Annotated in this window: 18 protein-coding genes; 4 read left to right on the plus strand and 14 right to left on the minus strand. The window is 62.7% G+C overall.

The features are described from left to right. Positions 1-13 precede the first annotated feature (13 nt). Positions 14-184: a rubredoxin gene (locus OKW35_RS47035; RefSeq protein WP_090808851.1), complete on the minus strand. Its 171-nt coding sequence runs from the start codon at positions 182-184 to the stop codon at positions 14-16. Between the two features lie 33 nt (positions 185-217). Next, positions 218-1,420, minus strand: coding sequence for a cytochrome P450 (locus OKW35_RS47040; RefSeq protein WP_429555647.1), 1,203 nt, complete (start codon positions 1,418-1,420; stop codon positions 218-220). A 152-nt stretch (positions 1,421-1,572) separates the two neighbouring features. On the opposite strand from OKW35_RS47040, the gene OKW35_RS47045 reads away from it, so the two are divergent. Next, positions 1,573-2,478 carry an SDR family NAD(P)-dependent oxidoreductase gene (locus tag OKW35_RS47045; RefSeq protein WP_429555648.1) on the plus strand — a complete coding sequence of 302 codons (906 nt, stop codon included), beginning with the start codon at positions 1,573-1,575 and terminating at the stop codon, positions 2,476-2,478. Between the two features lie 74 nt (positions 2,479-2,552). On the opposite strand, the gene OKW35_RS47050 is transcribed toward OKW35_RS47045, so the two are convergent. The 6 genes from OKW35_RS47050 to OKW35_RS47075 form a co-directional block, all read right to left on the minus strand. Further along, positions 2,553-3,374, minus strand: a complete 822-nt coding sequence (locus OKW35_RS47050; protein ID WP_429555649.1) for an HpcH/HpaI aldolase/citrate lyase family protein — start codon at positions 3,372-3,374, stop codon at positions 2,553-2,555. A gap of 62 nt (positions 3,375-3,436) precedes the next feature. Beyond that, positions 3,437-4,294, minus strand: a complete 858-nt coding sequence (locus OKW35_RS47055; RefSeq protein ID WP_429555885.1) for an FAS1-like dehydratase domain-containing protein — start codon at positions 4,292-4,294, stop codon at positions 3,437-3,439. Between the two features lie 8 nt (positions 4,295-4,302). Next, a complete protein-coding gene (locus tag OKW35_RS47060) occupies positions 4,303-5,469 on the minus strand; it encodes a serine hydrolase domain-containing protein (protein WP_429493349.1) in 1,167 nt (388 codons plus the stop codon). Between the two features lie 37 nt (positions 5,470-5,506). Continuing rightward, positions 5,507-6,277 (minus strand): enoyl-CoA hydratase/isomerase family protein, encoded by a 771-nt coding sequence (locus OKW35_RS47065; RefSeq protein ID WP_429555650.1) that lies wholly within the window; start codon positions 6,275-6,277, stop codon positions 5,507-5,509. Further along, a complete protein-coding gene (locus OKW35_RS47070; protein WP_429555651.1) occupies positions 6,274-7,875 on the minus strand; it encodes a GMC family oxidoreductase in 1,602 nt (533 codons plus the stop codon). Before OKW35_RS47070 ends, OKW35_RS47065 begins: the two co-directional genes overlap by 4 nt. Before the next feature lie 68 nt (positions 7,876-7,943). Beyond that, complete coding sequence (locus OKW35_RS47075) at positions 7,944-9,188, minus strand: cytochrome P450 (RefSeq protein ID WP_429555652.1); 1,245 nt, start codon at positions 9,186-9,188, stop codon at positions 7,944-7,946. A 167-nt stretch (positions 9,189-9,355) separates the two neighbouring features. On the opposite strand from OKW35_RS47075, the gene OKW35_RS47080 reads away from it, so the two are divergent. The 3 genes from OKW35_RS47080 to OKW35_RS47090 all read left to right on the plus strand — a co-directional run bounded on the left by OKW35_RS47080 (position 9,356) and on the right by OKW35_RS47090 (position 11,789). Beyond that, positions 9,356-10,081 carry a TetR/AcrR family transcriptional regulator gene (locus OKW35_RS47080; protein ID WP_429555653.1) on the plus strand — a complete coding sequence of 242 codons (726 nt, stop codon included), beginning with the start codon at positions 9,356-9,358 and terminating at the stop codon, positions 10,079-10,081. 100 nt (positions 10,082-10,181) lie between these two features. Then, complete coding sequence (locus tag OKW35_RS47085) at positions 10,182-11,435, plus strand: NAD(P)/FAD-dependent oxidoreductase (RefSeq protein ID WP_429555654.1); 1,254 nt, start codon at positions 10,182-10,184, stop codon at positions 11,433-11,435. 33 nt (positions 11,436-11,468) lie between these two features. Continuing rightward, on the plus strand, positions 11,469-11,789 hold the full coding sequence (locus OKW35_RS47090; protein ID WP_184050275.1) for a 2Fe-2S iron-sulfur cluster-binding protein: 321 nt from the start codon (positions 11,469-11,471) through the stop codon (positions 11,787-11,789). Positions 11,790-11,927: 138 nt separating this feature from the next. Here the strand turns inward: OKW35_RS47090 and OKW35_RS47095 are convergent, their stop codons facing one another. The 6 genes from OKW35_RS47095 to OKW35_RS47120 all read right to left on the minus strand — a co-directional run bounded on the left by OKW35_RS47095 (position 11,928) and on the right by OKW35_RS47120 (position 17,498). Beyond that, entirely contained in the window at positions 11,928-12,506 is a 579-nt protein-coding gene (locus OKW35_RS47095; RefSeq protein ID WP_429555655.1) for a nuclear transport factor 2 family protein, read from the minus strand. Further along, entirely contained in the window at positions 12,503-13,336 is an 834-nt protein-coding gene (locus OKW35_RS47100) for an SDR family oxidoreductase (RefSeq protein WP_429555656.1), read from the minus strand. Before OKW35_RS47100 ends, OKW35_RS47095 begins: the two co-directional genes overlap by 4 nt. A gap of 15 nt (positions 13,337-13,351) precedes the next feature. After that, positions 13,352-14,494 carry an acyl-CoA dehydrogenase family protein gene (locus OKW35_RS47105; RefSeq protein ID WP_429555657.1) on the minus strand — a complete coding sequence of 381 codons (1,143 nt, stop codon included), beginning with the start codon at positions 14,492-14,494 and terminating at the stop codon, positions 13,352-13,354. A 2-nt stretch (positions 14,495-14,496) separates the two neighbouring features. Beyond that, a complete protein-coding gene (locus OKW35_RS47110) occupies positions 14,497-15,699 on the minus strand; it encodes an acyl-CoA dehydrogenase family protein (protein ID WP_429555658.1) in 1,203 nt (400 codons plus the stop codon). 77 nt (positions 15,700-15,776) lie between these two features. Next, positions 15,777-16,556: an enoyl-CoA hydratase/isomerase family protein gene (locus OKW35_RS47115; protein WP_429555659.1), complete on the minus strand. Its 780-nt coding sequence runs from the start codon at positions 16,554-16,556 to the stop codon at positions 15,777-15,779. Positions 16,557-16,604: 48 nt separating this feature from the next. Next, complete coding sequence (locus tag OKW35_RS47120; RefSeq protein WP_429555660.1) at positions 16,605-17,498, minus strand: crotonase/enoyl-CoA hydratase family protein; 894 nt, start codon at positions 17,496-17,498, stop codon at positions 16,605-16,607. Positions 17,499-17,516 lie beyond the last annotated feature (18 nt).

Consider the following 17,516-nt stretch of genomic DNA (forward strand, 5'->3'; position numbering starts at 1 on the left):
CGCGCCCGCACGCTCAGGCCTCCACTTCGAACATCACGAAGTCGGCCTTGGTCGCACCGCACTCGGGGCATGCCCAGTCATCGGGGATGTCTTCCCAGCGAGTGCCAGGCGCGATGCCCTCCGCGGGAAGTCCTGCTGCTTCGTCGTAGTAAAAACCGCAAAAAATGCATTGCCACTTTTTCATGATCGTCGATGAGTCGTTGAGGGTGGGGATACTTCAGGGCGCTACGTCCCAGACGAGCGGCAGATAGAGCATGCCGTTGACGGAGCCCGAGCCGCATCGCGGCTTGTCGCCTTCGCGAATGCGAAAATCGGGAATGCGTTTGAGCCACTCCTGGAGGAAAACCTTGATCTCCGTACGCGCAAGGAACGACCCCGGGCAGCGATGCGGGCCGTTGCCGAACGCTGCGTGCAGCACTGGCTTGCGCGTCAGATCGACGGCGAGCGGATCGCTGAACTTGCGCTCGTCGAGGCCAAACAGGGAGTTCGGCAATTGAATCTGGTCACCCTTCCTGAACTGGATGCCCTTGTATTCCATGTCCTGCGTGATGAGCCGCGCGGTGTTCGCCACGCCAAAGCGACGAATCATCTCATCGACCGACGACACCATCAGATCGGGATTCTCGATCAGCTGCCTCCGGTGCGCCGGATTCTCCGCCAGAAAGCGCGCGATGAAACCCATCATCGACGCGACGGTATCGAGGCCGCCAAACAGCACGACGATAAACATCCCGAACATGCGCTCGGGGCTGATCGGCTTGCCGTCGATCTGCGCGTTGGCGATGAGGCTCACGAGATCGCCGCCCGCCTCTGCCTTGCGCTTCTCCACCCAGGTGGAGATATAGCCAATCAGCCGGTGCTGGGATTCGTTGCGCTGCTCGACGTTGCCGCGCACGGCCCATTCCGCCCATTCGAGCAATTGTCCTCGATCGCTCAACGGAAGATCGGCAAGACGCAGGAAAATCACGATCGGCAGGATCTTCGCGAACTCCGAGACGAACTCGCATTCGCCGCGTGGAGCGATTTCTTCCATCAGCTCGATTGCGAGGCTGCGCACGTCGCTTTCCAGCGAGGAGATAGCTTGCGGCAGGAAAGCGGGCGTGATCAGGTTGCGGTACGCGGTATGTTCGGGCGGGTCAAGCTCGAGCGGCACGAGCTGCGTTTCGTTGAGCGGCGGGATGTTGACACTGCGATGCGAAAAATGGGTGTGGTCCTTCTGCATCGCCTCGATGTCTTCGCCGCGCGTGGCGATCCAGTGGCCGCCATGGTACGGGGACCAGACGATATCGGGCCCGGTGTGCAGCGTCTTCCACGCCATATGAACATCGTCTTGCACGCCTGGCGGATTCATATAGTCGAAATCGACCACGAGTTCTCGCGGAACATGGTCCGGCACGGTCCAGTCTTTCGTAGGGTTCATCTCGCGTCTCCTATCATTTGGTCGTCTTCGAATGGATGAGTCGTCACACTTTGCATCAACGTGCCAGCGTTCATATTATGCAACGCCGTTCAGTTTTGATACTATACCGAAGCGAGCTTTTTTACATCAACGCCTATCGAACGGAGACAAGAGTGAGCGATTTCGTCAAGGACAAGGTGGTAGTGGTAACGGGTGCGGGTGCCGGCATCGGGCGCGATTTTGCGTTGCAATTCGCGGCGAACGGCGCAAAGGTCATCGTCAACGACCTGGGTCGCAACGCCGAATCCGGCCAGTTCGCCGCAGAGCGCGTCGTCGAAGAAATCAAGGAGGCCGGCGGGCAAGCGCTTGCCTCGACGGATAGCGTCGCCGAATGGGATTCCGCGCAGAAGATCGTGCAGGCCGCGCTGGACACGTTCGGCCGCATCGACTGTGTGGTCAACAACGCCGGCATCGTGCGTGACCGCATGTTCTTCAACATGAGCCTCGACGAGTGGAAGGCCGTAGTCGACGTGCATCTGAACGGGTCGTTTTTCGTGGCACGCGCGGCGGCTCCGCATTTCAAGGCACAAAACGGCGGCAGCTTCGTTCACATGACCTCCACCTCGGGTCTGATCGGCAACATCGGACAGGCCAACTACTCCGCCGCCAAAATGGGGGTCGTCGGTCTGTCGAAGTCGATTGCCCTCGACATGGCGAAATTCAACGTGCGCTCGAACTGCATCGCGCCGTGGGCATGGACCGCGATGACGGCCTCGATCCCCTCGGAGACGCCTGAGCAAAAAGCACGCGTCGAAATTCTCAAGCGCATGGAATCGCGCAAAGTCGCGCCGCTCGCGGTCTACCTTGCGTCCGACCAGGCCGCAAAGGTTTCGGGTCAGATCTTCGGCGTGCGCGCCAACGAGATCTACTTCTTCAACCAGATCCGCATGATCCGCTCGCTGCATCGCGACGGCGGCTGGACGCCTGAAGCGATTGCCGAGCAGGTCATGCCGGCGTTCGAAGCGAGCTTCTTCCCGAACGTGCCGTCCATGGCGCTCACGCCCTGGGATCCGGTGTAAGCGATACCGTGTCACGCCTGCGCCACATGATGCGGTGGTGGCGCGGGCGGTGCGGCGCTCACCCGCCACGTCACTTACCCTTCCTCTGAACCTCGCACGCTTTCAGACAAGCCGACGATGCGTCTTGCCTTGAGCAATACCGGCAAGTCCACCATTCGTCCATCTACGGACACCGCCCCGCCTTCTGCCCGCTCATACGCGTCGACGATTCGCCGCGCCTTGGCAATTTCATTCGCGCTCGGGCTGAACGCCGCATTGACCGCTGCAACCTGGCGCGGATGAATGCACAGCTTCCCGCCAAAGCCCAGCGATCGCGCCTTCGACGAGTCGTGCGCGAGTTGTCGTTCGTCATCGATTGCCACGCTAACGCCATCCACGGGAGACTGAATGCCCGCTACGCGGGAGGCCAGCACAATACGCGAACGCGCGAGCAGCAACGCGTCCCATGAACCGTCACAGTCCAGATCGAGCTCGAAGTCAACCGAGCCGAATATGAGTCGCTCGACGCCGGGCATGCGCGCCACGTCCAGTGCGTTCCAGACGCCCTCGGCAGATTCGATGATCGGCAATATGGGTTTCGCCGTTGCCGCCGCGACAGCGGTCAAAGCAGCCGGATTCTCAGCCTTTGGCAACACCACGCCATCGATACCATCGAACGCTGCGAGCGAGAGGTCCTGCTGGAACCACTGCGTACCCGCTCCATTGATGCGCAACAGTACGCGAACCGCCGATGCCGAAAATGTTCGTACCGCACCGGCAACACGTGCACGCGCCGACGTTTTGTCCGCATCTGCAACAGCGTCCTCGAGGTCCACGATCACCGCATCGGCGCCTGCCGCGAGCGCCTTGGCGAATCGTTCGGGCTTGCTGCCCGGCACAAAAAGAAACGAACGCATAAAGTCTCCCATTCAGCGTCCGGTCCGGCTATGGCGACCCCGCCAGCGGACCGGCTCGACGATCAGACCAGAATAGCCGTGGCTTCCATGCGCAACGATCCGTCGCTGCCGGCGATCCACAAGCTCACCTTGCTTTGGTCCGATTCGTGTTGCTTTCCGCAAACATAGAAAGGCGAAGTGTCCACCACCGGTTTGATCGCGCGGAACGAAAACGCTCCGACGCGCGCGCCCGGCAACTCCGATCCGAGCGAGTCCATCAGTAGCGTAGCGAGCAGCGGGCCATGCACGACGAGTCCCTCGTATCCCTCTGCGCCGATCGCGTAAGGCCGATCGTAGTGAATGCGATGACCATTCAACGTAAGCGCCGAGTAGCGAAACAGCAGCACAGGATCGGGATTGATCTCGCGTGCCCATTGAGCGCCGATGGGCGCGGCCTGTAATGCTGCAGGCTTTTCGCTGGCAGCCGGATGATCGCGATACACGATATCCTGGCGCTCGACGATCGCAAGGCCAGCAGCGTCGCTGACCTCGTGCTTGACCTTCACGAACACGAGATCGCCGGTACGTCCATGCTTGTGCGCAACACTCTCGATGCATGAAAGACGCGTGATCGCGCTACCCGCTTTCAGCGGCCGTAGAAACTCGAGTTGACTGCCCGCCCACATGCGGCGAGGCAAATCGACCGGCGGCAGAAAGCCGCCGCGTTTCGGATGACCGTCCGCCCCCACCATCGACTGCCGATGAACCGGCAGAAAATAAAGCCAGTGCCACAACGGCGGCAAGTCATCGCCACGTGCTGAAGGCGCGTCATCGTGGTCAAGCATGGCGCTGAGAGCCGCCATCGGCGTGGAGGTAACCTGGTCCTGCACTTCCTCAGTGCGCCCAGTCCATTGCTGCAAATACTCGATATCCATGCGCATCGTGCCAATCACTTCAGATCCAGTGCGTCGCGAATCGCCGCAGCGATCGGAAGCAGCGGATCTTCTTCCGGCGTGGCCGGGTTGAACAGCTTGTTATGGCAGATCGCGACGGCGAGCCCGGTATCCGGGTCCGCCCAGCCGATCGAATTGCCCTGCCCCGGATGGCACAAAGCGCGCGGCGAGCGTGCCGCCGTCACCGGCGGATGGTTGCCGCCGAACCAGAAGCCACCGATCGTGATTGGAATCGGAAAGCCGAACATCACCGGGTCGGGCTCCTCGCTATTGGCGCGTGGCGTGTTCAGCGTGGCGACGAGCTCCTTGGAGAGGATCCTCACGCCGTCCAACTCGCCGCCGCATGCCAGCATTGCCCAGAAGCGCGCCTCACTGCGCGCGTTGAAGATCCCGCCAACGCCCGCCACTTCCGCGCGCCGCACGTCCGGGCGCTCGAACACTTGCGGCGCCAATGCGACCTGTTGCGGCATCGAGCGCAGGAACAGCGGCGGCAGGTATTCCGCGGGAACCGGCACCATCGCATCGGTGAGACGTGCGATGCGCGGTTCGACTTCGTCGGGAATGCCGATCCATAGATCGTCGATGCCGAGTGGCATTGCAATCTCCTCCCGGACAAAACGGCCCAGCGAGCGCTTCTTCGGATCGGCGCGCCGCACCAGTTCGCCAACGATCCAGCCGAACGTCATCGAGAGGTACAGCGTCTTCGTCCCCGGCTCCGCAAGCGGCTCAAGGTTGGCGATGGCGCTGGTCATCCACTGCCAGTCACACATCAGCTCCGGTGTGACGCCTTCGGGCATTTGCGGCACACACGCGCGATGAGTCAGCACATCGCGCACCGTCGTTTTCTGCTTGCCGTGGGCACCGTACTCTGGCCAGTAGCGTGTCACCGGCGCGTCGTATTCGATGAGCCCGCGGTCGGCCAGGATATGCAACGCGGTTGCTGCAACCGCCTTCGTCACCGAATACACATTGAACAGCGTTTCGCCGTCGACCAGACGGCCGGTGGACGGATCGGCCACGCCGCTCCATGCGTCGATCATCAGCTTGCCGTTCAGATAGGCCGCCACCTGCACGCCGATCTCACCGCCTTCCCGCGTGGCGCGGTCGAGCGCCTGCTGAACGATCGCGTTGCGCTCCATTGATGCTTGCACTACCAAGGTCATATCGTGTCTCCAATTCGTGAACATTCGCGTTGACGGGCTACCTCTTGCCGGACTGCGCGGCAATACCGGCGAGCCCTTCGAGCGCGAGCCCGTAGCCCAGTTCGTCGACCATGCGGCGCTTGAACGGCTGCGTGAAGACCGCGCGCGTGTATCGCAGCGTTTCGATCGGCTTCGCCGCGAGTTCGTGCGCCATTTGCCACGCACGTTCCAGCAAGGTGTCGTGCGCGACGACTTCGCCGACGACGCCAAGCTCCCACGCGCGCTGCGCCGTGATGCGCTCGCCGCTGAGAAGAAAGTAGCGGGCGCGGTTGTGGCCAATCAGCATCGGCCAGACGATCTGCACGCCGTCCGCCGGCACGACGCCGTGAACGAAGTGCGCCTGGTCCGAGATTTCGGCGCGACTGGAGGCCAGCACGATATCCGACAGCACGAGCAACTCGGCATGAATGAGTGCCGGCCCGTTGATCGCGCCGATCACCGGAACCGGAATGTCCAGCAGTTGCATCAGCAGGTCCTGCCCCTCGCGCTGCAGGCGCGGCCAGACTTGCACAAGCGGCTCCGCCGGCAACTCGGCGTCATTCATCGCGTCGCAGAACGAATCGCCGGTGCCGGTCAGGATGACTACGCGATTATCGAGGTCGCGTGCGATCTGGTAGAACGCCTCGCCTAGCTGGCTGTGAATGCTGCGATCGAGCGCGCCCCACTTGAGCGGGCCGCCATCGGTATGCAGGCGCACTTGCAAAACACCGTCGCGCCGCTCGAAGTCGATGTTCGTAAAGCGCCCGCTGTAGTCTTCAAGGCGGCTCATCGCGCGTCCTCCAGGATCAGGCCGGCGGCGCGCCATGCCATCGCCATCATGGGGCCATTCGTGTTGCCGGAGATCATCGTGGGTGTTACGGAGAGATCCATCACGCGCAGGCGTTCGACACCGCGCACGCGCAGCCGCGAATCGAGCACGGCAAGCGTGTCCGATCCCATTTTGCAGGTACCGCAAGCGTGATAGCCGGATTGGCCTTCACGCCGGTAGAGGTCGAGAATCTCGTCATCGGTCTGGACGGCGGGGCCTGGGCGTGTCTCCCCTGCCAGCAGGCTGGCAAGCGGCTCGGCGGCCAGCACGCTGCGCATCAAGCGGAATGCGTTGACGGCCATCTGCCGGTCGTACGGATCGGCAAGGTAGTTCGCGACGACTTCGGGCGGCACGCGGGGGTCCGCGGACTGGATCCTGACGTGCCCTTCGCTGCGCGGGCGCAGCGGGTAGCTGAAGAGCTGCATGCCTGGGAACGACTCGAACGCGTAACCGGCCGCGCCGAAATCCATCGAGTACGGCGCCATCATCAGTTGAACGTCGGGACGCATCGCATCAGCCGCGGTCTTGACGAAGCCGCCCACCTGGTACGAGCCGAGCGACATCACGCCACGGCGGAACAGCAGATACTGCATCGCGTTGCGCCATAAGCGCATGCCGCTGAACTGCCGGTTCTGCGAATCGCGCCAGTGCCGCAGGCGGGCCTGCAGCATATATAGATAGTGCTCGCGCAGGTTCAGTCCGACCCCCGGACTCGCCGCCACGACAGGAATGCCAAGCGATTGCAGATGGCCGGGATCGCCAACGCCCGACAACTGCAAAAGTCGCGGCGACTCGATCGCGCCCGCCGAGAGCACGACCTCGCGACGCGCACGGTAAGCGATCTGCTGCCCCGCGCTTTCGCCCTGCACGCCGACGGCGCGCGTGCCGTCAAACACGATTCGCGCGGCTTGCGTGCCGGTAGCGACTGTTAGGTTCTTGCGCGCCCTCGCAGGCTTCAGAAAGGCTTCGGCCGAGCTTTGCCGACGACCGTTGCGTATCGTATAGATCAGATAGGCCACGCCCTCATGATCGAGCCTGTTGATATCTTCCAAGCGCCGCACGCCGAGCGACCGGCACGCTTCGAGTACGGCCTCGCCAATTCGATTGCGCTGCGCGTACGGTGACACTTTCAGCGGGCCGCCCTCTCCACGCAGCTCATCGGCGCCGAGCGCGTGATCTTCGATGCGCCGGAAGCAAGGCGCCAGGTTCTGCCAGCTCCAGCCCTCGACACCCAGTTCGGCCCATCCGTCGTAGTCCTCGGGATGACCTCGCATATACACCATGCCGTTGATGCTGCTGGAACCGCCGAGCATCTTGCCGCGAAGCCAGATTTCGTTGCGATGCCCGTTGCCGTGATCGGGCTGCACCGGAATGAACCAGGCATGAGCTGGGTCGCCCAGCAGCTTGCCAAAGCCTTTCGGCATCCGGATCAACGGATTGCGATCTTCCGGACCTGCCTCGATGAGTAGCACGGTATGGTGCCCGCTCTCCGAAAGACGATTGGCTAGCACGCAACCCGCCGTACCCGCGCCAATCACGATAAAGTCAAACTCGGTCATCTATGCGTTCTCCACCGTCCGTGCCTTGTCGGCCAGCCCCATAGCACGCGAGGCCGGCGTGGTTCCTGTTAGCCAAAGATGACGGGAATCGAATGCGGAACCCGCATCATGATCCCGTTGATCGGTGGAGCTGGCGCGGCCGGATCGAGCCGAAGATTGGGCAGGCGATCGAGAATCGCGTTGAGCGCGCGCGTCATTTCCACGCGCGCCAGGTGCTGGCCGATGCACACGTGCGGGCCATAGGCGAATGCAAAGTGCCGGTGAGCCGCCTTGCGATAGATGTCGAACCTGTCCGGATCGGCGAAACGGCTGGGGTCGCGATTGGCGCTGCCCGCCACCACGTCGAGAAATGCGCCGGCAGGAATCTCGACACCGCCGAGCGTGACATCACGCGTCGCCATACGCGACTGCATCAGCACGGGGCCGTCCCAGCGCAGAGCCTCTTCGATCGCCGCCGCGACCAGCGTGCGATCCTGGCGCACCGCTTCGAGCTGTACCGGATCGCGCAGCAACGCAAGCAACAGTACGCTGGTCGCGCGATAGGTCGTGTCGCCGCCCGCATTCACCAGCTGGCGAAGAAACGAAATGACGACCTCGTCCGGTAGCCGCTCGCCGTCCACCTCCGCGGTGGCCAGCGAGCTCACCAGATCGTCGCCGGGATGACTGCGGCGCTCGTCGACGAGCCGCGCGAAATAGGTGCCCAGCTTCGTCGATGCCTCCACGCCATGCTCGACATCGATCGAAACCAGCGTCTGTGCGATGGCGAGCTTGTGAAAGATCTTTACGTCTTCCGGCGGCAATGCCAGTTGCCGATAGATGATGTTGAACGGGTAGTGAAGCGTGAACTCGTTGACGAGATCCGCCTGTCCGCGATCCATGAACTTCGACATCAGCTCGCTCACCACTGGGTCGACCAGCGTATCGCCCCATGCCGCGACGGTGTGCGGCAAAAAGGCCTTCTGGAAGATGCGGCGGTAGCGCGAGTGCTCGGGCGCATCCATCGTCGAGATACTGCGCCCGAAGCTGATGCCGAGATTGCGCTCGTAAGACTTGTTTGAAAACGTTGCCGGGTCGCCAAGCACCTTCGAGACTTCGTCGTATCCGAATACGGAATAGTGCGCGACATCGGACATGGTCAGATCCGCCGCGCCGCCCATCAGCACACGGTAGTCACCCTGCTGAACCGCAGCCTTTTCCCGCAGTTCCGCAATGCGTGGATAAGGGTCCGCATCGGCACCGTAAGCGAGTGAATCCTCGAAAAAGGGGTTGAACTCAGGATCGTCGAAGTCCTCAAGTCGCAGCGCGCCGGCCATGGTTCCCGTCTCCATCAATCGTTTGTTTGCAGGCACCTCTGCTTTTGCGCGAGGTACCAATAGTTGAACTATGTTCTATTTTGCACAAGTGTGCAAGATCGATTTATCATTCGCGGAAGGGGACGCTGCGCGCTTTCTGGCTCGCGCCCCGCCATCAAAGGGAAACCATGTCCAGCACCACGCACGCCGCCAGCAGACGGGCGACTGCCGACAATGAGCCGCGTGCCACGGCGCGCAGCACGACGCCAGAGCGCATTCTCGATACGGCCGAGCGGCTGTTCGCGATGCACGGCTACTTCGGCACGTCGATTCGCGACATCATGCAGAGCTGTGGCATGGAGCTGAGCCTCGCGCGGTACCACTTCGGCAGCAAAGACGCGCTGTTTCAGCAGGCGATCGGCCGTCGCGCCGCGGTGATCAGCCGGCAGGTCATCGAATCGCTCGAGGCCGAACTGGCACCGCTGCAAGGCCAGCGCCCCGGCGTCGAAGCAATCGTGACCGCACTTTCCGCACCGGCCTTCGCGCATCTGAAGAGCGGCGATCCGGGGTGGCGAAATTACTTGCGCCTGCTAACCCAGATTGGCTGTCTTCTGGAGCGCCCCGATCTCACGGCGCCGTTTTATGACCAATACGCGCCTGCGGCCGCGCGCTACCGTGACGCCTTCGCCAAGGCACTTCCCCGCGTCACGCGGGAGACCGTCGAACTGGTGCAGCATTTCGTCGAGTCCGTGTTTCATCTCGTGCTCAACGAGCTTTACGCGCAGGAAGCGCGCTCCGGAGCCAAGGCACTCACGACAGCACATATCGAGCGCATGCGCACCTATCTGATTCGTTTCGCGGTTGGCGGCATCGAGGCGATGGTCAGCTCCGCCTCGGCCCAACGGGGTTCATGAGCATTGACAGTCGCAGCGACCGTCGTTCACAATTTAGAACATTATTCAGACTTACTGTGGCCGCAGCGAGCCTGCGGCCGTGCGAGATGGAGTTAGCCTCATGACAGCTGGAGACGCAGAGAACATCGCGCTGATCGTCGGGGCGGGTCATGCAGCAGGAGAATGCGCGACCGCGATCCGAGAACAGGGATGGACGGGACGCATCGTGATGGTGGGAGAGGAACCGCATTTGCCCTACCAACGGCCGCCGCTCTCCAAGGCATTCCTGTCGGGCGAATCGACCGCCGAGCAGTTGTACCTGAAACCGCTGTCGACGTACGACAAAGCGCGTGTCGAGTTCATCCCGAACACGCGCGCGCAGCGCATCGACCGTGACGCGAAACGGGTCACGCTGGCCAACGGCAGCGAAATCAGCTATACGAAACTGGTTCTGGCCACCGGCGGCCGCGCGCGGCGCCTCGCGTTGCCGGGTATCGAAGCGACCGAGAAGCTGCAGAATTTTCACTACCTTCGCACGCTCGATCACGTCGCGCGCATTCGAAACCAGTTTCATGCCGGCTCGCGCCTCGTGATCATCGGCGGTGGATATATCGGGCTGGAAGTGGCCGCGGTAGCCGTGAAGCGCGGCTTGCGCGTCACCGTGCTCGAAGCGTTGCCGCGCGTCCTCGCGCGCGTCACGGCTCCCGAGCTTTCCAGGTTCTACGAGGAAGTTCACCGCGAAGCCGGAGTCGACATCCGTACCAACGCGATCGTGAGTGGGTTCGAACTCGACGCATCCGGCGACGCCGTTGCCGCCGTGTGCTGCGCGGACGGCACGCGCGTCGCCGCGGATCTCGTCATCGTCGGCGTGGGACTGGAGCCCGCCACCGAACTCGCGCAAGCGGCCGGCCTTGCTGTCGACAATGGCATCATGGTCGACGAACACACGCGCACGTCCGACCCCGACATTTTTGCGGTCGGGGATTGCACCAACCACCCCAACCCTTCCCTTGGACGCCGCCTGCGTCTCGAGTCGGTCCCTAACGCGCTGGAGCAGGCCCGCACCGCCGCTGCGTCGTTGTGCGGCAAGGAGCGTGTCTACAACAGCGTGCCGTGGTTCTGGTCCGACCAATACGATCTGAAGCTCAAGATGGTCGGCTTGTCCCTCGGCTACGACGAGTTCGTCCTGCGCGGCGATCCCAAAGCCCGCTCTTTCTCGGCGTTTTATCTCAAGGACGGCGTCATGCTCGCAGCCGATACGGTCAGCCGTGTACCCGAATTCGTGCTGGCCAAGCGTTTCGTTGCCGAGAAAATTCCGGTCCGCGCCGCCGATCTCGCCAACGAATCGATCCCGTTGAAAAGTCTGCTTCCCTAGTCTCCAATTCATTTTTCATGAGGTTCACAAGCCATGCCGCTCATTCGATTCATCCAGCCGGACGGCAGCGAGGCCGCCGTAAGCGCCAACGTTGGCGATTCAGTCATGCAAACAGCGGTGAACAATCAGATCCCAGGCATTCTCGGCGATTGCGGCGGCAGCTGCAGCTGCGCAACCTGTCACGCGTATGTCGACGACGCCTGGAGCAGCCACATGCCAGCGGCGGAATCCTATGAAGTCGACATGCTCACCTGCGCGATGGACGTGCGCGAAAACAGCCGTCTGACATGCCAGATCTTCATGACGCCGGAACTGGACGGGCTGGTGGTGCGTCTGCCCGATCTGACGGCGTAAGCGCAATGGGCACAGAGGCCTGCCGCACGACGCTGATTACCACGATGCGAAAGTTTGCGCGGACCTCACTCCTTGCATTCCTCGCCCGTCCCACGAATGGCTACGTGGCGGGGCCAGGAGCCGAAGACGAGACCGCGCTTACGGCGCTTTCGTCAATGCGTCGATCGCGGGCTGTTCGCTGTTGCTCCAGAACGCCGCCCACGTCGGAAATCCTTGCGGAAGACGCGGCTGATACCGATCGCCTTCATACTTGCCGGGCCAGTTCTGCAAGCGCGGCGCACCGGGCCGAGCGAGCCAGTCCGTCGAATACCAATGCTGTTCGTCGCGACGCTCGAAGCACCATTGCCCGTCGCGCCGCACGTAGTGATCGAAGTAGCAGATCGCCATCACCACCCACGCTCCGTTGTCCTCGTGCTCCGCGCGACAATAGACGCTTCCCGTCGCATGGTCGGCATCGATGAAATCGACGACGTGGCCGCAGATCTGGTGAATGCTGCGATAAAAGCCGCGCAGAATATGCTCGGCTCCGTAGAACGTCTTCAATGCCGCGCGCCCTACGCCCCATCGGCCGCAATCGACGTCTTCGGCGAACAGTTGCACCAGGCTGTCCAGATCGCGCGAATCGACCGCGAGCGCGTATCGGACGGGCAACTGCTGGATGGCGAGCTGCGCCTCGATGCGCTCGATACGCGCGAGCAGCGCTGATTCCGTCGTCATTCCTTCCCCTTCGTAGCGTTGGCCATCGCGGCCGGGCGCGCGCGGATTTCGTCGGCATAGTAAGGCTGGTGTGAAAGAAGTCCGCCATCGACGTTGAACACCTGGCCCGTGACGAACGCCGCCTCATCCGAAGCGAGATACACCACCGCGTGTGCAATGTCTTCGGGCTGCCCAAGGCGAGGCGTGAGATGGTGGCTCAGCATCATCTCTCCGGTCTCCCCCGCGTAGTACGCCTGGGTCACCGGCGTGACGATCAGGCCCGGAGCGATCGCGTTGCAGCGTATCCCCTCCTTGCCGTGCTGCGCGGCGACGTAGCGCGTCAGCGCCTCGATACCGGCCTTGCAGACACCGTACGCGCTGTACCCCAGCGCGCCCGCCTGAGCGGCACCGGAAGAGGTATTGATAATCGAACCGCCGCCTCGTGCGCGCATCAGCGGCAGCGCGCACCGCGAGGCCAGCATGGTGCCGCGAAGATTGATGCGCATCGTGTCGTCCCAGACTCCGACGTCGAGTGCCTCGACTGCCGCATCGACCGTACTGGAAAGCGATGTGGCCGCGGCGTTGTTATGCAGGATATCGAGCCCGCCCCAAGTCTTGAGCGTCAGATCGAACAATGCATCGATCGAACTTTCGTCGCCGATATCGACCTGCGCCGGGACCGCGTGGCCCCCCGCTTCGTTAATACGACGAACCTGTTCCTGCGCGCCTTCGAGATTCAGGTCCGCCACGACGAGCAAGGCGCCCTCCTGCGCGAGCATGGCGGCACAGGCAGCGCCGATACCGGATGCGGCCCCGGTCACGATGGCAATCTTTTGCTTCACGCGTTGCATGATCTGCTCCCTGTCTCAGGCCGTTATCGGTGTCCGGCCGCCTGCTGCAACGCGGTCGAGATGAAAGTCGATATCGCCGAACATCTTCTCCATCATCGTCATCTTGCGGAAGTAGTGCCCTACCGGATATTCCTCGGTGAGCCCCATGCCACCGTGCAACTGGATGCCCTGCGCGCAAACGAAGCGATTGGCGCGCGCGGCAACGGCTTTGGCCGCCGAGATGACGCGGCTGCGTTCGGCCGCCGGGCCGTTCAGGTGCGCGATCCCGCAGTACAGCATCGAGCGCGCTTCCTGCGTGGCAACGAACATCTCAGCCATGCGATGCTGCAACGCCTGGAACTTGCCGATCGGCTGGCCGAACTGCGAGCGTCCCTTGATGTACTCCGAGGTGATCGCCATCACGGCTTCCATCATGCCAAGGCTCTCGGCCACGCTCGCGAGACTGGCGAGTTCCGTTGCCTGCGTGAGCACCTGCAGCGAGTGTTCAGGTCCGACGATCAATGCATCGTCACTGAGCTCGACGTTGTGCAGATCGATATCCGCGGCACGCGATCCATCGAGCAAGCGGTACGACCGGCACGTTACGCCCGCGGCCCGGCGATCGACAAGAAAAACGCCCACGCCTTGCGACGCGCCTTCGACTCGCGCGGTCACGAGCAACTGGTCCGCCGACGCGCCGGCGATCACCAGTGTCTTCGCGCCGCTGATCAGGTAACCCGAGGCGCTCTTGAGCGCGTGCGTTTGCGCGTGGCATCCCAGCTTGTACCGGCTGCCCGCTTCGCTGTCCGCGAGCGACAGCAGCAGCGTGCCGTCGATGACGGCGGGCAGCAGCGATTCACGCCGGCGCCGCGCATCGCCTCGTTCGATGATCGTGGCGCAAAGCAGCGCCGTCTGCACGACCGGCTCGAGCGCCATACCGCGGCCGAGCGCCTCCATCACGATCGCCGTTTCAACGAACGAGCACCCGAGACCGCCGACGTCTTCCGGCATCGTCAGCCCGAGCCAGCCAAGTTCGGCATAGGCGCGCCAATGTTCGCGGCTGAAACCCTCTTGCCCCGATGCAATGCGCGTGCGCGCCTCGAATCCATACTCCTGCCGAACGTAGCGCTCTGCGCCGTCCTTCAGCATCAATTGTTCTTCGGAGAAGTTGAAGTCCATGGCTACAGTCCAAAAGCCAGCTTGGCAATGATGTTCTTCTGCACTTCGCGCGCGCCGCCATAGATCGTGGAAGCACGAGCGATCAGATAGCCCGACGTGCGGCCGCCCATGTAATCCGGCCAGTTTTCGTCGACCGCCAGATCACCCTGCGGCTCGCCGTGGTCGTCGAAACGCATCGCGCGGGGACCGAGTGCGTCCATTTGCAGTTGCGTCACGCGCTGTTGCATCTCCGACCCGCTGATCTTCAGCGCAGAGACGACCGCATCGAGATTGCGCTCGCTCTTCTCTTCCGCAAGGATGCGGAGCACCGACCATTCGAGCGCCATGAGGTCAGCTTCGACCTCCGCGACCTTGCGCGCGAACCCGGGTGTATCGATGAGCCGCACGCCGTCCTCCCGCTCCTGCCCCGCGATGTCTTTCGCGCGTTGCAGCTCGCGTTTATTGAAGTACAGGAACGCGCTCGCCGTGCGCTCCTTCTCGAGGAGGTACTTCGCATAGGTCCATCCCATGCCGGCCTCGCCCACGAGATGCGACTTCGGCACACGCACGTTTTCGAGGAACACTTCATTCAGGCCCTTGCCGCCCTCGATCGAAACGATCGGACGCACCGTGATGCCCGGCGTGTCCATGTTGACCAGCAGGAAGGAAATGCCTCGTTGCGGCTTGACACTCGTATCGGTCTTGACGAGGAAGAAGCCCCAATCGGCAATCGTTGCGTCGCTGGTCCAGATCTTCTGGCCGTTGATCACGTACTCGTCACCGTCGAGCACGGCCGTGGTCTTCAGTCCAGCCAGATCCGAGCCCGCGTTCGGCTCCGAAAAGCCCTGGCACCAGAACTCGTCGCCGCGCAGAATAGGCCCGAGAAAACGCTGCCTCTGCCAGTCCGAACCGAACGCGATGATGACGGGCGCCACCATCTGCGTCGACTGCCACCCATAGTCCATGGCATCGGCGTTGTACAGCTCTTCCATGAAGATATGCTTGCGAAGCGCGCTCCAGCCGGTGCCGCCATGTTCGACGGGCCAATGGGGCGCACCCCAGCCGCGCTCGTACAGAATGCGCTGCCATCTGCGGATGTCATCGCGCGCAGGCGGATGCACGCCGACACGCCAGCGGCGTGAAATGTCGGCCGGCGCATGCTCACTGAAAAACGTTCTGACTTCCCGACGAAATGATTCGTCTTCCTCGCTATAGCCGAAATGCATGCCTGACTCCTGAATCTCTTGCGCCCTCGTTGTCTGCTCTGTCGCGCCACTGCGCCGCGCTTGTGCGGGTGCTCCGCCTAGCGGCCTCTGAAAGCCGGGGCGCGTTTTTCTCTCGCCGCGAGCCGGCCCTCCGCGGCGTCCTCGGAGTTCACCGCGAGCGCCACCGCGTTCAGTTCCTGCGCAAGAAACTCTTCCATGCCACCGGGGTTCAACCTGAACAACTGCTTGGTCAGCCCGAGCGAGAAAGTCGGGCCAGCCGCCAGCTCGCCAGCCAGCTTTTCGGCGGCCGCGTCAAGCTCGCCGTCCTCGACGAGATGGCTGGCAAGACCCATATCGAGTGCTTCCTTGCCGCTCAGCCGGCGATTCAGATACATGATTTCCTTGGCGCGAAACTCGCCGCAATGACGCGCAAGCAGATGCACCATGCCGCCTTCAGGTAAGGTGGCGCGCATCAGGAAGGCGGGAATGAACTGCGCCGTATCGGAAACGATGAGCTGGTCCGCGCACAGCGCAAAGCTCCAGGCAATTCCCACGGCAACGCCGCGTACCGCCGCGACCACTGGCTTGTTCAGGTTGTACAACCGAAGCGCGATCTTCTGATACACCGCCATCGATGCGCGCGCGTGCGCCACACTCATCTGCGGTGGCGCGGCGCCGCTGCCCTTGATATCGGCACCGGCGCAAAATGCGCGGCCTGCGCCAGTGAGAATCACCGCGCGAATCTCCGGATCCTTGTCGATGCGATCGAGGTGGCCGAGAATCAGATCAAGCATTTCCGGCGTCAGCGCGTTGAGCTTCTCGGGGCGGTTCAGACACAGCGTCGCAACCGCGCCGTTCAAAGTGAGTTCAACATCCATGATGTTCGGCTCTTCGTCTGAGTTTGGTTCGTCCGTTCGACGGTCTGGTCAACTGCCGCGAGCATGCAGGCGGATCATCCCGTCGCCGAACGGCTCGTCGCGGCGCTTGAGCGCTTCCTTCAAGCCAACCGCTTCCATGTCCGCCTTGAACTGCGCGCGGCGCGGCCCCAGGCTCTGGTGAGCCCGCGAGTCGTTTTCCACCGCGAGCCGCTGAAGCGTGCGCGAACCGGCCAGCTCCAGCCCGATGTTGACAATGCGCTTGTTGGCCGCAAGCAGATCGGCATCGACAAACGACAGACGGCGTGCCAACTCGCCCACCTCCGCTTCGAGCTGCTCTGCCGGCACCGCATCCATCACGAGCCCGATCTTCGCGGCATCGCGGCCCGTCAGCGAGTCGCCAGACAGCAGCAGACGCTTCGCCCACTGCGGGCCGACGTGATAGAACCACATATGCGCAGGCGGCGAGCCGTTCGCGCGCGTGGCGGGAAAGCCGATCCTTGCGTTGTCGGCGGCGATCACCATGTCGCACGTCAGCGCGAGATCCGTGCCGCCCGCAAGACAGTTGCCATGCACCTGCGCGATGATCGGCTTGTGGATATCCGCCATCAGATTGACCGTCTCCGACTGCCGCTCCATCGACCAGCAGTCGTCGTCGAAGCTGCGAATCGTTCCACGATAGTCACCCGGATCAGCGGCGTCCGCGGCCCGATCCGAATACGTCGTCACCAGATCGTAGCCTGCGCAGAAGTCGCGGCCAGCTCCCGACAGTACGATCACGTTCACCGATTTGAGGTCGTCGGCTTCGAGCAACGCCGCCTTGAGTTCCTGCAGAAGCGGATTGTTGATGGCGTTGCGCTTGTCCGGACGACTCAGCATGATGCGCGCAACGCGTTGCGCCACTTCAAACTTCACGCACTCCGATGTTTTCAGCCATTTGGCCATGGTCGATTCCCTCCAATT

Origin of the sequence: Paraburkholderia sp. MM5477-R1 (genome assembly GCF_050436385.1) — a bacterium.
Lineage (GTDB): Bacteria > Pseudomonadota > Gammaproteobacteria > Burkholderiales > Burkholderiaceae > Paraburkholderia > Paraburkholderia tuberum.

Excerpts from the sequence above, each read along its gene's own strand:
- OKW35_RS47035 (WP_090808851.1), bottom strand. The coding sequence starts at position 184 with ATGAAAAAGTGGCAATGCATTTTTTGCGGTTTTTACTACGACGAAGCA.
- OKW35_RS47040 (WP_429555647.1), bottom strand. The coding sequence starts at position 1,420 with ATGAACCCTACGAAAGACTGGACCGTGCCGGACCATGTTCCGCGAGAA.
- OKW35_RS47050 (WP_429555649.1), bottom strand. The coding sequence starts at position 3,374 with ATGCGTTCGTTTCTTTTTGTGCCGGGCAGCAAGCCCGAACGATTCGCC.
- OKW35_RS47055 (WP_429555885.1), bottom strand. The coding sequence starts at position 4,294 with ATGCGCATGGATATCGAGTATTTGCAGCAATGGACTGGGCGCACTGAG.
- OKW35_RS47060 (WP_429493349.1), bottom strand. The coding sequence starts at position 5,469 with ATGACCTTGGTAGTGCAAGCATCAATGGAGCGCAACGCGATCGTTCAG.
- OKW35_RS47065 (WP_429555650.1), bottom strand. The coding sequence starts at position 6,277 with ATGAGCCGCCTTGAAGACTACAGCGGGCGCTTTACGAACATCGACTTC.
- OKW35_RS47070 (WP_429555651.1), bottom strand. The coding sequence starts at position 7,875 with ATGACCGAGTTTGACTTTATCGTGATTGGCGCGGGTACGGCGGGTTGC.
- OKW35_RS47075 (WP_429555652.1), bottom strand. The coding sequence starts at position 9,188 with ATGGCCGGCGCGCTGCGACTTGAGGACTTCGACGATCCTGAGTTCAAC.
- OKW35_RS47080 (WP_429555653.1), top strand. The coding sequence starts at position 9,356 with ATGTCCAGCACCACGCACGCCGCCAGCAGACGGGCGACTGCCGACAAT.
- OKW35_RS47085 (WP_429555654.1), top strand. The coding sequence starts at position 10,182 with ATGACAGCTGGAGACGCAGAGAACATCGCGCTGATCGTCGGGGCGGGT.
- OKW35_RS47090 (WP_184050275.1), top strand. The coding sequence starts at position 11,469 with ATGCCGCTCATTCGATTCATCCAGCCGGACGGCAGCGAGGCCGCCGTA.
- OKW35_RS47095 (WP_429555655.1), bottom strand. The coding sequence starts at position 12,506 with ATGACGACGGAATCAGCGCTGCTCGCGCGTATCGAGCGCATCGAGGCG.
- OKW35_RS47100 (WP_429555656.1), bottom strand. The coding sequence starts at position 13,336 with ATGCAACGCGTGAAGCAAAAGATTGCCATCGTGACCGGGGCCGCATCC.
- OKW35_RS47105 (WP_429555657.1), bottom strand. The coding sequence starts at position 14,494 with ATGGACTTCAACTTCTCCGAAGAACAATTGATGCTGAAGGACGGCGCA.
- OKW35_RS47110 (WP_429555658.1), bottom strand. The coding sequence starts at position 15,699 with ATGCATTTCGGCTATAGCGAGGAAGACGAATCATTTCGTCGGGAAGTC.
- OKW35_RS47115 (WP_429555659.1), bottom strand. The coding sequence starts at position 16,556 with ATGGATGTTGAACTCACTTTGAACGGCGCGGTTGCGACGCTGTGTCTG.
- OKW35_RS47120 (WP_429555660.1), bottom strand. The coding sequence starts at position 17,498 with ATGGCCAAATGGCTGAAAACATCGGAGTGCGTGAAGTTTGAAGTGGCG.